Raw genomic sequence first — 12016 nt, 5'->3', positions numbered from 1 at the left:
AAAGGGGAGAGGTCAATGGATATCCCTGCAAAGCTCGTAATTCGAAAAATGGATAGTGAGTTGGATAGACTGAAAGAGAAGTTGGTCGAGTCGGGTTCTAGTTCTAGTTCCTCTGCTGGTTATCGCGAGCATGTACATGCTTTGAAGACATATTGTGATTTGTTGTTGGATTCGGAATCAGATGTGGATTCTGGCAGGTCACGTTTGAAGACTCCGGTCAATGTACAACATGCTTCTGTTGAGGATGTGAAGGCGCGAATGTCAGAAGGTCTCGTTGATAAAAAGTCGGCGTCTTCTGGGTCTGTATCAGGGATTGGTAGTGGTGCTCGATCAGGGTCAGAGGCAGGTTCTCGAGTTGGGGACAAGCGTTCACCTGAAGCGGCCGGTGGTGCTCAAGGGGCTTCTGCTAAAAGCAGTAGTGATACGATTTATGATGAAGGTGACAATCCGAATAGTGATAGCTTGTTTGATTTTTAAAGTGATTTAGAGGTTCGTTCTCCAGGCGGGGGACGGGCCTTTTTTGAATGGCTTGGGTGTAGGAGGAAGGAGGCTGAGCCGTTTCGGGGGCAGGTATGGAAAGATGAGTCACAAGGAGAAGCGTCTTGTGACCCATGGCGAGTGTATTTTGGAAAGAAGGGTCACAAGGAGAAGCGTCTTGTGCCCTATGGCGAGTAGATCTGGAAAGGAAAGGTCACAAGGAGAAGCGTCTTGTGACCCATGGCGAGTGTATTTTGGAAAGAAGGGTCACAAGGAGAAGTGTCTTGTGCCCCATGGCGAGTGTATTTTGGAAAGGAAGGGTCACAAGGAGAAGCGTCTTGTGACCCATAGCGAGTGTATTTTGGAAAGGAAGGGTCACAAGGAGAAGCATCTTGTGACCCATGGCGAGTAGATCTGGAAAGGAAGGGTCACAAGGAGAAGCATCTTGTGACCCATGGCGAGTGTATTTGGAAAGGAAGGGTCACAAGGAGAAGCGTCTTGTGCCCTATGGCGAGTAGATCTGGAAAGGAAAGGTCACAAGGAGAAGCGTCTTGTGACCCATGGCGAGTGTATTTTGGAAAGAAGGGTCACAAGGAGAAGCGTCTTGTGCCCTATGGCGAGTAGATCTGGAAAGGAAAGGTCACAAGGAGAAGCGTCTTGTGACCCATGGCGAGTGTATTTTGGAAAGAAGGGTCACAAGGAGAAGCGTCTTGTGCTTATTGGTGAGAGTGTTCAACTGCTTGCCTATGAACACTAAAGTAAAATCGACTAACGTATTCCTTTCGAACCTTACCCATACATAATTAAACCAAAAACCGCCATACTAACATCAATGCTAAGTATTCAAAATGGAGGGAAGAGAATTGTTACAATTCAATAGTGGGAATGTAGGTATACCGATCTTTGTTCGACCCTCAAATAGCGAAAGTAATGCCGGCAATGCCAAGCTGAATGAAGATCGCTATGAAATGTTTGTAAATGGAGAATTTGTTGGAGAGCACACGTTGTTCGCAGAAAAAGAAGAGGCGACAGACATATCAGATTTCCTCGACAAGCAAGGATTTCATGATGTGCAAATGGATGTTGAAGGTGATCATATCTTAATTCATTGCGCCAATGAATCAGAAGCAAATGATGTTGAAAGTGCAGTGAAAGTGTTTATTCACAATCGCTAGTGGATAGTCGCAGTGTAAAGGGATTGCCTCATGTCGACGATAAGAAGGAAATCCCTTTTCTGATTGTTCCAAGGTATGGTATGCTTTTCCGTATATCATACATACTGATGAATGTTTTGATTGAAAGGGGTAAAACGATGAAATTATTTTTACTATTAGGAAGTTTAAATGCATTTTTGTTTGTCGCCTTGGGGGCATTTGGTGCTCATGCATTAAAAGACCGCTTGGAATCAAACGGGTACTTGCATACATTTGAAACAGGTGTTCAATACCATATGATTCACGCGTTGGCTCTCATTGCTGTAGCGATTTTAACGAGGTATTTGTCAGCAACAGGGCTTGTTCATGGAGCGGGCTGGGCATTTCTGATCGGGATTATTTTGTTTTCCGGAAGTCTTTACGCATTAAGCCTAACGGGTATCAAAGTTCTTGGTGCGATAACACCGATCGGCGGAGTCGCATTTCTCGTTGGCTGGGTACTTTTGTTTATTGCAGCATGGCAAGAATAAGAACGCTAAGCTCCTATCTGAAAAAGCATGATCTCTTCATTCAAAAAATGAGGAGGTTGTGCTTTTTTTGTTGAAATTTAATAAACTAAATGTTATTGTGTTTATATTAAAATAAACATAGAGAGGTTTTGTTTGCTTATTCATGATTATCAACGATTTTGGGAGGCGACCGTTGAAGAGCTTTCGGATGGATATATTTATGAGAAGACAGAGGATGAGTATGTTTGTCTCCTTTGCAATCATCGATTAGAAGGCGGTGTGATTTACCAAAGAGGTGACAAGTTACTAGAAGCAAAAAAAGCCATTATTCATCACATCAATGAAAAGCATGGTTCAGTATTTGATTATTTAATGAAAATGGATAAGAAATACACAGGACTGTCTGAGCATCAAAAAGAATTGCTGAATTTTTTCCAACAAGGCCTAACGGACAAAGAAATAGTGCAACAGTTAGGTGGAGGCAGTACCTCAACAATTCGAAATTATCGCTTTAAATTCAAGGAAAAAGAAAAGCAAGCAAAGGTATTCTTAACAATTATGAATACACTTAAACAAGAGAAGGGATCGAATCAAGATAATTTCGTTCCGTTTCATAAGGGGGCAACAATGGTCGATGATCGCTACGCAACTACGCTTGAAGAGAAAGAAAAGGTGTTGCATACGTATTTCAAGCAAGGTTTAGACGGTCCTCTTGATAGTTTTCCGAAGAAAGAGAAACGGAAAATTAGTATATTACAACACATCTTAAAACGTTTTGACACTGATAAAATATACACAGAGAAAGAAGTAAATCAGATTCTTGAATTGGTCTACGACGATTTTGCGACTATAAGGCGTTATTTTATTGAGTATGGCTTTATGGAACGAAAACAAGATTGTAGCGAGTATTGGATAAAAAACTAAAGGTAAATGATCAACATCAAAGGGGAGTACCGTTAGAAAACAAGAAGGGCATGAGAAAGCAGGTCATGCCCTCAGTAATATTCCATATCATTTACTTTTACATCTGCTCCTTCTTTTTTCTCGATGTATGCTTTTTCTTTTTTTACCATTCCTTTAACTTGCTCTATTTCCTCTATTTCACGTTTTGACAGAGAAACTTCATTCACTTTAACCGGATGTTTAGATATTTCAATCTCTTCTTCCTTTAATGGAATCCTAAATTCCTCCTCATCTCCTGCCTCAACCACCATTTCCTCTCGCCTAATTGGGACAGTAAATGTTTTTTGTTGTTCTGATACCTCTTTATGAACCTTTATGTCACCTGTCTGTACTTGATTTTTCGATATGTCTAGCTGTTCTTCTTTTAGACGGATTGTTTGGTTTTTGGTTTGCGATGCTTCTTCTTTAGGTGTGTTTGGCTCTCCTGAATATAATCTATACAGTTTATAACTGATCCCTCCTAAGGCTGTACCTAGAAATAAACCCTCGAGAAGAGAAATATTTAATACCAAACTAAAAACCAGACCAATGACAGCACCAATTAATATATACTTACTCATAGGGACCTCCTAAGTATCATTTCTTCCAAGTGACATTTAGAGCGTCGTTTTTTAAAAAAGTTCGAGTTTTCCAGTAAGCTTTAATGAAAGTGATTAGGATTAAAAAGAAGATGACTAAAGGAGGATATACCACCTTTATAGTCACCTGTTAAATCATCAGAGCAAGTTATTCTTCTTTCTTTGTGTCTTCATCTGCTTCAACGTCTGCTAGTCCTTTTGTGTTGTATTCGGCAACTTCTTTATGGGTGACGTCATGAATCGCTTCATTTTCTTCAATCGAGCGCTTATGAGCAGAAACTTCACCAGTGACAACGGTATGCTTATCGACATCAACCTCTTCTGCTGTAACTGGTATATGAACTGTTTCTTCTTCTGTGATTGGTTCCTCTGTTGGTTCATGGTTAACAGCTCTTTGTTCAATGACTACTTGGTCGTGAGAAACAGGAACATTTACTGTTTGTTCTTCTTCAACGATATCTTTGTGAAGAACGACTTCCCCAGTTTCCATACGCTCTTTGTCAATATCTAACTCTTCTGCACGAAGATCCATGTGTGCATTGTCTTTTGCAAATTCAGTATCTGCGACCCGATCTGCTTCAGGTTTATTCTTGCGGTTTTTCTGACGCGATTCTCCATTTCCACTAATCCAATCAAAAAAGCTCATGATAAAATCACCTCATAAATAAATTTTAAAATGGTGGTACAAATCTTATCATTGCCTAACTATAGAGGACTATCCTTGGTATAAAATGAGTATAAATTTTTTGAAAAGAGCTACCTTAACAATAATACACAAAAAAAGCCTAGAGAAAACTCTAAGCTTTTAATTATAAAAATATGGTATTCAGATGATTACCTCGGAGAATAGGTGGCTAACGACTGGCCTGTATCGAACTCATTAAAAGGATAATCATATTCGATTTCGTCATCGAAAGTGACATAATCCAAATTGACCATTAGCAGTAAGTACCGTTTATCCGTTTGTGGATCACTGAGAATGATATGGTCCCGTCCAGCGGCCTCAATAACGCCCTTAAAAATCTTTGCATTCCACTTTTCATTGTTCTCATACGTCATGTAAAAGGTTCCAACTCGTTGGCGATTGAGTCTAAGGATATTTTCAATATACGATTGCTCAATTGGTAGCATACCAGGCATGTCGGGCATCGTTGGCGGTCCTTGTCCTTGTTGTGCAAATTGTGGTGGGGGCGGCATTGGCGTTCCGGGTAATTGCTGCGACGGTTGTTGTGGTTGTTGATATGCTTGTGGTTGCTGTTGCATAGGCATTTGTGGCATTTGTTGATTATTAGGGTACCCACCGAGCTGCTGCCCCTCTGCTGAATTGCCATATCCATACCCATAACCTCCACCATATCCTGCCGGTGGAAATCCTTGTTGTGAATTCATGTAATCACTCCTCTAAATCAATCAATTTGTCTAGTACACGGTGTAAACGGAAGGGCATTCACTTTCCAAAGGTGAATAAAAACAATGTAGTTTATACCTGCCTGAATTCCACTGTCCCCACCATTGTTCTGGGCAAGGACCATCGGGCCTGAAAAACCAGAGATCAAATTCACCAGGAACGTAGCGTTTCCCTTGGACGAGCTTCCTCGCAAGACGTTTATCTCGTTCGCGAGCCTTTTGGTAAAAGTATCCTTTTTGTGTTGCTTCAAAACCCCCTGGGGATTGAAAGACCATCCTGTTCACATTACGAATATCTTCAAAATCTAGACAATCTGCCCGAACACGATTGACCATAACATTTCCAGCGCTCAGCATGCCTTGTTCCCCTTCGCCTTCCGCTTCCGCGCGCATTAAACGTGCTAATAAATCAATATCTTGCTCTCTTGCTTTTATAACAGCCAACCATACACCTCCTTTATGGCAAAACGAAGCGTTGTACGTCACAAAACACTGGCATTTCGAGCATCATCACTACTGAGTGACTACCACCCATGCTAATGACATTGTATGTAGCAAGCTATTAGGCTATGACAACAAATAGCACCGTTAGAAAAGAGGACAAGAAGAATAGAACTGAGCTGCAACTCTCTAGGTTGTTTTAAATAAAAAAAACCTGACCGTATTCCGGCCAGGGTACATTTCATCAAAGTTTATTTAAATGTATAAGAAAGGTTTGATCTTATCATCATCAAGCAAGCTGCCGACATAGAACGTTCCAAACTCACCATAACGAGCACTCACTTCGTCAAAGCGCATTTCGTAAACGAGTTTTTTGAATTCCAAAGGATCATGAGCGAACAAAGTAACGCCCCATTCCCAGTCATCAAGGCCAACGGAACCGGAGATAATCTGTCGTACCTTTCCTGCATAACTACGTCCGATCATACCGTGGCTGCGCATCATCGTTTGACGATCTTCCATCGGAAGCATATACCAATTGTCATCACCTTGACGGCGCTTATCCATCGGATAGAAACAGATATAATCCCATTTTGGTAAAATTGGTTTCAAACGTGCCTGAATTTCTGGGTCCTGATCCGGATCTTTATCATCAGCTAAATAATTGCTTAATTCAACGACAGACACATACGAATAAGCTGAAACAGTGAACTCAGCAAGGCGTGTTTTGTTAAATGCAGTTTCAAGCTCACTCAACTCATTCATTGTCGGGCGCAACAGCATAATCATGAAGTCCGCTTTTTGACCAACGATCGAAAAAACACCGTGACTTCCTTCAAATTTAGATTGCGTGACGTCCCATTTTGCGATTAACTTCATGAATTCAGCGATAATCGTTTCCCGTTCATCTGAAGAAATTTTCTTCCATTCAGCCCAATTCATCTTGCGAAAATCATGTAATACGTACCAACCATTCAACGTTTTTGCTGGCTCAGCCATTATATAACCACTCCATTTCATCTTCTACTGTTTCTTTTAAAATGACTCGACGCAACCTGACATCAATGTCATTTCAGACTCTCTTTATTATACAAGCCTATCCGAGAAAAACCAAACAGCAAGCATTTCACGTTATTGAGACTGCGACAAGTAGAGTGGCGGTTCCGACAGATAACAAATTCGATAAAATTCGCGATCGAAACTCTTCCCGTTTATTAACCCCTTTTTAAAAACGACTGAACCGCCTGCAAATGAGCTTCTGACTTGCCGGCTACTCGCTGGCCTTCCACTTCAGCGTGAAGGACATCTTGCAACGTTCCTTCAAACCCAGTCTTCATGTTTTTCTTCATCCAACCATAGGCAGGAGAAGGTACCTGTTTCAACGCTTTTACAAATTGACTAGGGTCGCCGATTTGCGTAATTAACCCGATTCGAAGCGCTTCATCTGCTGTGATTGGCTGACCTAATCCAAGTTCGATCGCTTTTGCTAACCCGACCAGCCGTGGTAGAAAATACGAAGCTCCCGCATCCGGGGTTAAGCCAATCTGCAGAAAGCTCAACGCGATTTTTGCATCGGCAGTAGCGACACGGAAATCGCAAGCTAGCGCTAAGCTAAGGCCGGCGCCGACAGCGGTTCCGTTCACATATGCCACGATCGGCTTTTCGATTTCGTTCATGAGCACGACGAGTTTGTTGTAGGTGCGCGCCAGATATTCGCCATGATCGAAGCTTTCCATTTTGTCGACGGGGATGCTTTTTAAGTCGGCACCACTCGAAAAAGCGCCCTCGCTCCCGGTAAACAGAATTACTTTGACGGTGTCGTCACGACGTGCCTCTTGAAACGCGTTGAACAGGTCTTCGTGCATCTCTTCGTTGATTGCATTGCGGACGTGTGGGCGATTCATCATTAGCGTCGCCACGCCGTCCTTGACTTCATATGAAACAGTCTTCATCGTTAATCCTCCCATAAGTTATAATTTCCGCGCTAGAATTGCACCGTCGTGAATCGCCTTTTTAGCATCTAACCCAAGCGCATCTTTCGCACCACCGATGATGTGAACCGACTTGCCTTGATCTCTAAGCGCGCCGACCAATTCATCATTAATCAATTGTCCAGCAGCTAACACGACCGAATCTGCCACCACCGTTTTATCCTCACCGTCAATCGTAAACGACACCGACTGATCGTCGACGTGTTGATATGTTTCGATCCCACCAATCATCTTGATGCCTTGGCGTTTCAGTTCCATGATCGTCGCCCACCTTGTCGTCTTGCCGATCCCGCGCGCAAATGATTTGCTTCGCTGCAACAACGTGACCGATTCAACCCCTTTTCCTTTCAAAAATAACGCCAAGTCGCAGGCAATCCCGCCGCCACCAACAATGATTACGTTGCTTCCAGTTTCAGCTATTCCTTCGAACACATCGCGGTAGGAAAGGATGTGTTTTGAGTTGACACCAGGTATCTCAGGCATCCTGGGTACGATTCCTGTCGCAAGGATCACGTCATCCGCCTCTTTAACGAGGGGGGAATCTGCTGTAAGCCGCAAGCCGAGGCGTACCTCGACGCCTAATAAATCAAGCTGAATCCGATAGTAACGTAGTGTTTCATAAAACTCTTGTTTACCAGGGATTTGTTTCGAATAGTTGAGCTGACCACCAATTTGCGTTTTTTCATCGACTAATGTGACCGAGTGTCCACGTTCTGCTGCAACCCTCGCTGTTTCCATTCCAGCAGGACCAGCGCCAATAATTAGCAGTTTCTTCGGTTTATCGGTTTCGATCATGACCAACTCTGTTTCTCGACCCGCTTCTGGATTGACGAGACACGTTGCGGCTTTGCCTTCGAAGACATGGTCAAGACATGCTTGGTTACAGGCAATACATGTATTCACCTCGTCATATCGCTCGGCTTTACCTTTTGTAATAATTGCAGGATCGGCCAGAAACGGGCGGGCCATTGATACGAGTTGGACGTTTCCTTCTTTGAGGATAGTGTTCGCATCCCTCGGATCATTAATTCGGTTACTCGCAACAACGGGGATCGTGACGTGACTAGCAATGCTTTCGGCAACAGGAACAAACGTCATTCGCGGCACCTTCATTGAAATCGTCGGTACGCGTGATTCGTGCCAGCCAATGCCGACATTGATCACATCTGCGCCAGCATTTTCAACTTCCTTCGCCCATTGGAGCGTTTCCATTTCTGTTGTGCTTCCCTCGATAAAATCTTTCCCGGACATGCGAAACAAAACAGGGTAGTCAGGTCCGACCGCTTGCCTTACCGCACGCATAATCGCAAGCGGAAATCTAAGCCGATTTTCGAATGAGCCACCCCACTGGTCGGTGCGCTTGTTCGTGACAGGGGAGACAAATTGGTTAATTAAATAACCTTCCGATCCCATGATCTCAACCGCATCAAAGCCAGCCTTTTTCGCGCGCCTGGCACCTTGGGCAAAGTCATCAATCGTTCGTTCGATTTGCTCATGCGTCAACGCGACAGGTTGATCCGGGTTAATCGGTGACTGGAGGGGAGAGGGGGAAACGGGATCGAGCCCTGTCATCGCCTTGTATGCATAGCGACCGGCATGAAACAGTTGCAACGCAATTGCACCACCTTCGTCATGCACGCCTTGCGTGAGCGGCTTCCATCGCTCGACGTCCTTCTCTTGATAAATCGTCATGAAATCACGTCCGCCACTACCCTCAGCATTTACGGCAGCACCTCCAGTAACAATCAGGCCAACGTCATGTTTCGCGCGAAGCTTGTAAAACTCGGTTAGTTTATGAATCCCATTTTCCAACCCTTCGATTCCTACATGCATCGATCCCATAATTACTCTTGTTCTCAATGTCAATTGATTGATTTTCAGTGGTTTATACACTTCTTCACAACCCATAAGATCCTCCTTTTTGAGAAATATTGTAAATGGTTTTGCTAGATAGCTAGACCGGTAATTGTCACATGGTGAAGTTTTGTTCCTCTCCTTTGCCGGCGATTAGAAGAAATTCGGAAAAAATTGTGTCTTGTTTGTTCAAATTTAAATGCTAACTTTTGTTGGAATTGTGTTCAATAACAGCTACTTACAAATTAATGAGTGACTATTCATTCATTATACTGAAGGGGGGCAAGTAAATGCAATTGTAAATTCGTCATAACTCAATTTTTGGCCAAAATCAGTATTAACAACGATGTCAGAAATTGTTGTATGACAACACTGTTTTAGTGAGAAAATTGATTAGTTAGTTACTTTTTGCATCATAATAATGGAAAGAAAAAATGTAATTCTGAAAATTAGAACTTTGTCAAAAGTGGGCCAGACGTTTTATTTTTGGACGAAGAAAGAGTATCCTAGTAGGTAGAGAGTAATAAAGGAGGAGTTCCTGTGAGCGACATGTTTACAGCGATAGCAGAAAAAGTTCAAGCACATAATCCATCCATCGTTTTTCCAGAGGGAACGGATGAAAGAATTCTAGAGGCAACAGTGAGGTTGAAAGCAGAAGGAATACTTAGTCCGATTTTAATCGGTGATCAACATGAGATCGAAGCCAAAGCGGAGAAGCTGAAATTAGATGTTTCCAACTTAACGATTTACAATCCAGAAACATATCCTGGATTTGATCAACTAGTTGAAGCTTTTGTGGAACGCCGTAAAGGGAAGAATACGAAAGAACAAGCAGAAACAATTCTTAAGACACCGAACTATTTCGGAACAATGCTCGTCTATACGGGGGAAGCAGCTGGACTTGTCAGTGGAGCTGCTCACTCGACAGGTGATACCGTGCGGCCAGCTTTACAAATCATCAAAACGAAGCAAGGCGTGAAAAAGACGTCTGGTGTGTTCGTGATGGTGAAAGGCGACCAACGCTACATATTCGGTGATTGTGCTATTAACATTTCACCTGATAGCAATGACATGGCTGAAACAGCATTGGAAGCAGCGAAGACAGCGAGAGTGTTCGGAATTGAGCCTAAAGTTGCGATGCTCAGCTTCTCTACTAAGGGATCAGCAGTAAGCCCTGAAACAGAAAAAGTCGTCGAAGCTACTAAAATTGCGCAAGAGAACGCCCCTGAGTTAACATTGGACGGGGAATTTCAATTTGATGCTGCATTTGTCCCAAGTGTCGCAGCGAAAAAGGCACCCGATTCTCCATTAAAGGGGCAAGCAAACACATTCATTTTCCCGAGTCTCGAATCCGGGAACATTGGCTACAAATTAGCTCAGCGCCTCGGTAACTTCGAAGCGATTGGCCCAATTTTGCAAGGTTTGAACCAACCAGTCAACGACTTGTCACGCGGATGCAACGCGGAAGATGTTTACAAACTCTCACTCATCACCGCCATGCAAGGCATCACAGAATAATCATCATATTTTCGAACACCGCTGCCACAATTTATTTTGTGGCAGCGGTGTTTTTTGTTTTGGTGGTCATTTTTTGGCTTAATTGGATAGATGAGGGTGAGGAGTGCACTTGAACAGTTAGCGAGGTATTTATTGTTTTCCACTCTTCCTCTCGATTTGCTTCATTTTTTGTATTAACCACTTAAAAAAGACACCTATAAATACATAGATTGGAAACGAATAAATATGCTCCCAACTATATATTTCATATATTTGTAACCAGACTAACAAAGGTTCCAGAGCAAATGCAAAAACGAAAGAAGCAATAGTGATAGCAATTAAATATGACTTCCAAGGGGTGAAAAACTGGTATACAACCATATAAATAATTGGAAGATGTACTTCATCAATCTCAAAAATAGAAGGTGCTACTGGGATTATACTGTTAGGATAAGCCCATAAAACGTAGGAGACACCCAAAATATCTAAAACAAGGGCTGTGGTTGCCGTAAATAAACCGAATGTGACAATTTCAACAATTCTTGTTTTATCGACAACAATCAACCAACCAATGATAAATCCTATCATCGTAAGGAAGAGGAACCACCAATTGAATGTAAAAACCGTTTCGCTCAACCAATACTCCCATTCTAGCTCCTTAGTTTGCTGGCGCATTTTAATAATTTCTACCCATAACATTTTATTATTCATATAAAGATACACTCCACCTATTTTTTTATAGCTTGTGTGTGCTCGCTTTAATTTATGTAAGGGAAGGCAGTTGATTAAAAGATCTTCAGCTTCTAAATCAGTATCCGCGTAAGGGGTACTGCATAAAATCATATATTTCAATGAAAGCGAACTGCAAATTTCAGTTCGTTATTTCTTTCTGTATTAGCCTATTAAATGGGATATTATGTTAAACTAACGATTAAGAGGAGTGATTGTCAGTGCTGATACTCGGTTTTATTGCTATTTTTGTCACCTTATTTTCAATAGAAGCGAAACTAAGAAAATCAAATAAACAAAATGATGAAATAATTGATTTGTTAAAGGAAATGAATGAAAAGCAATAATTTGATGTGGAACAAACGTTAGGGGAAACTTGTTAGCTTTTGACTCATTGTGCTAGTGACTTACGCTAA

Annotated in this window: 15 protein-coding genes; 7 read left to right on the top strand and 8 right to left on the bottom strand. The window is 42.2% G+C overall.

Translation table 11 applies throughout. The features are described from left to right. Positions 1 to 15 precede the first annotated feature (15 nt). The 5 genes from ACM26V_RS16545 (at position 16) to ACM26V_RS16525 (ending at position 3064) form a co-directional block, all read left to right on the top strand. Positions 16 to 477 (top strand): DUF5327 family protein, encoded by a 462-nt coding sequence (locus tag ACM26V_RS16545; protein WP_416147837.1) that lies wholly within the window; start codon positions 16 to 18, stop codon positions 475 to 477. 454 nt (positions 478 to 931) lie between these two features. Next, complete coding sequence (locus tag ACM26V_RS16540) at positions 932 to 1234, top strand: hypothetical protein (protein WP_416147836.1); 303 nt, start codon at positions 932 to 934, stop codon at positions 1232 to 1234. Between the two features lie 106 nt (positions 1235 to 1340). Continuing rightward, positions 1341 to 1652, top strand: a complete 312-nt coding sequence (locus ACM26V_RS16535) for a hypothetical protein (RefSeq protein WP_416147835.1) — start codon at positions 1341 to 1343, stop codon at positions 1650 to 1652. Positions 1653 to 1789: 137 nt separating this feature from the next. Continuing rightward, a complete protein-coding gene (locus ACM26V_RS16530; protein ID WP_416147834.1) occupies positions 1790 to 2161 on the top strand; it encodes a DUF423 domain-containing protein in 372 nt (123 codons plus the stop codon). 138 nt (positions 2162 to 2299) lie between these two features. Beyond that, complete coding sequence (locus tag ACM26V_RS16525; protein WP_416151900.1) at positions 2300 to 3064, top strand: DUF2087 domain-containing protein; 765 nt, start codon at positions 2300 to 2302, stop codon at positions 3062 to 3064. 71 nt (positions 3065 to 3135) lie between these two features. Here ACM26V_RS16525 and ACM26V_RS16520 read toward each other — a convergent pair whose 3' ends face one another. From ACM26V_RS16520 to ACM26V_RS16490, 7 genes are all read right to left on the bottom strand, one after another. After that, on the bottom strand, positions 3136 to 3663 hold the full coding sequence (locus ACM26V_RS16520) for a YsnF/AvaK domain-containing protein (RefSeq protein ID WP_416147833.1): 528 nt from the start codon (positions 3661 to 3663) through the stop codon (positions 3136 to 3138). 166 nt (positions 3664 to 3829) lie between these two features. After that, positions 3830 to 4327, bottom strand: coding sequence for a YsnF/AvaK domain-containing protein (locus ACM26V_RS16515; RefSeq protein WP_416147832.1), 498 nt, complete (start codon positions 4325 to 4327; stop codon positions 3830 to 3832). Positions 4328 to 4515: 188 nt separating this feature from the next. Continuing rightward, entirely contained in the window at positions 4516 to 5070 is a 555-nt protein-coding gene (gene gerQ / locus ACM26V_RS16510; RefSeq protein WP_416147831.1) for a spore coat protein GerQ, read from the bottom strand. A gap of 30 nt (positions 5071 to 5100) precedes the next feature. After that, positions 5101 to 5532 carry a cell wall hydrolase gene (locus tag ACM26V_RS16505; protein ID WP_416147830.1) on the bottom strand — a complete coding sequence of 144 codons (432 nt, stop codon included), beginning with the start codon at positions 5530 to 5532 and terminating at the stop codon, positions 5101 to 5103. A 252-nt stretch (positions 5533 to 5784) separates the two neighbouring features. Beyond that, on the bottom strand, positions 5785 to 6528 hold the full coding sequence (gene hemQ, locus ACM26V_RS16500) for a hydrogen peroxide-dependent heme synthase (RefSeq protein WP_416147829.1): 744 nt from the start codon (positions 6526 to 6528) through the stop codon (positions 5785 to 5787). Positions 6529 to 6743: 215 nt separating this feature from the next. After that, complete coding sequence (locus tag ACM26V_RS16495; RefSeq protein WP_416147828.1) at positions 6744 to 7481, bottom strand: enoyl-CoA hydratase/isomerase family protein; 738 nt, start codon at positions 7479 to 7481, stop codon at positions 6744 to 6746. Positions 7482 to 7499: 18 nt separating this feature from the next. Further along, entirely contained in the window at positions 7500 to 9428 is a 1929-nt protein-coding gene (locus ACM26V_RS16490; RefSeq protein ID WP_416147827.1) for an FAD-dependent oxidoreductase, read from the bottom strand. Between the two features lie 486 nt (positions 9429 to 9914). Here ACM26V_RS16490 and pta point away from each other — a divergent pair, with 486 nt between their 5' ends. Further along, positions 9915 to 10892: a phosphate acetyltransferase gene (gene pta / locus ACM26V_RS16485; protein ID WP_416147826.1), complete on the top strand. Its 978-nt coding sequence runs from the start codon at positions 9915 to 9917 to the stop codon at positions 10890 to 10892. 129 nt (positions 10893 to 11021) lie between these two features. Here pta and ACM26V_RS16480 read toward each other — a convergent pair whose 3' ends face one another. After that, positions 11022 to 11582 carry a CBO0543 family protein gene (locus ACM26V_RS16480; RefSeq protein WP_416147825.1) on the bottom strand — a complete coding sequence of 187 codons (561 nt, stop codon included), beginning with the start codon at positions 11580 to 11582 and terminating at the stop codon, positions 11022 to 11024. Positions 11583 to 11815: 233 nt separating this feature from the next. On the opposite strand from ACM26V_RS16480, the gene ACM26V_RS16475 reads away from it, so the two are divergent. Further along, complete coding sequence (locus tag ACM26V_RS16475) at positions 11816 to 11947, top strand: hypothetical protein (RefSeq protein ID WP_416147824.1); 132 nt, start codon at positions 11816 to 11818, stop codon at positions 11945 to 11947. Positions 11948 to 12016: the final 69 nt, after the last annotated feature.

This window comes from Salipaludibacillus sp. HK11, assembly GCF_047795645.1.
Classification (GTDB): domain Bacteria; phylum Bacillota; class Bacilli; order Bacillales; family Salisediminibacteriaceae; genus Salipaludibacillus.
The sequence above is the reverse complement of the archived record's forward strand: the minus strand, read 5'-3'. Positions and strand labels throughout refer to the sequence as shown.

What these genes read in the sequence shown, in the direction of transcription:
- ACM26V_RS16520 (WP_416147833.1), bottom strand. Translation starts at nt 3,663, where the DNA reads ATGAGTAAGTATATATTAATTGGTGCTGTCATTGGTCTGGTTTTTAGT.
- ACM26V_RS16495 (WP_416147828.1), bottom strand. Translation starts at nt 7,481, where the DNA reads ATGAAGACTGTTTCATATGAAGTCAAGGACGGCGTGGCGACGCTAATG.
- gerQ (WP_416147831.1), bottom strand. Translation starts at nt 5,070, where the DNA reads ATGAATTCACAACAAGGATTTCCACCGGCAGGATATGGTGGAGGTTAT.
- hemQ (WP_416147829.1), bottom strand. Translation starts at nt 6,528, where the DNA reads ATGGCTGAGCCAGCAAAAACGTTGAATGGTTGGTACGTATTACATGAT.
- ACM26V_RS16530 (WP_416147834.1), top strand. Translation starts at nt 1,790, where the DNA reads ATGAAATTATTTTTACTATTAGGAAGTTTAAATGCATTTTTGTTTGTC.
- ACM26V_RS16515 (WP_416147832.1), bottom strand. Translation starts at nt 4,327, where the DNA reads ATGAGCTTTTTTGATTGGATTAGTGGAAATGGAGAATCGCGTCAGAAA.
- ACM26V_RS16480 (WP_416147825.1), bottom strand. Translation starts at nt 11,582, where the DNA reads ATGAATAATAAAATGTTATGGGTAGAAATTATTAAAATGCGCCAGCAA.
- ACM26V_RS16540 (WP_416147836.1), top strand. Translation starts at nt 932, where the DNA reads ATGGCGAGTGTATTTGGAAAGGAAGGGTCACAAGGAGAAGCGTCTTGT.
- ACM26V_RS16545 (WP_416147837.1), top strand. Translation starts at nt 16, where the DNA reads ATGGATATCCCTGCAAAGCTCGTAATTCGAAAAATGGATAGTGAGTTG.
- ACM26V_RS16490 (WP_416147827.1), bottom strand. Translation starts at nt 9,428, where the DNA reads ATGGGTTGTGAAGAAGTGTATAAACCACTGAAAATCAATCAATTGACA.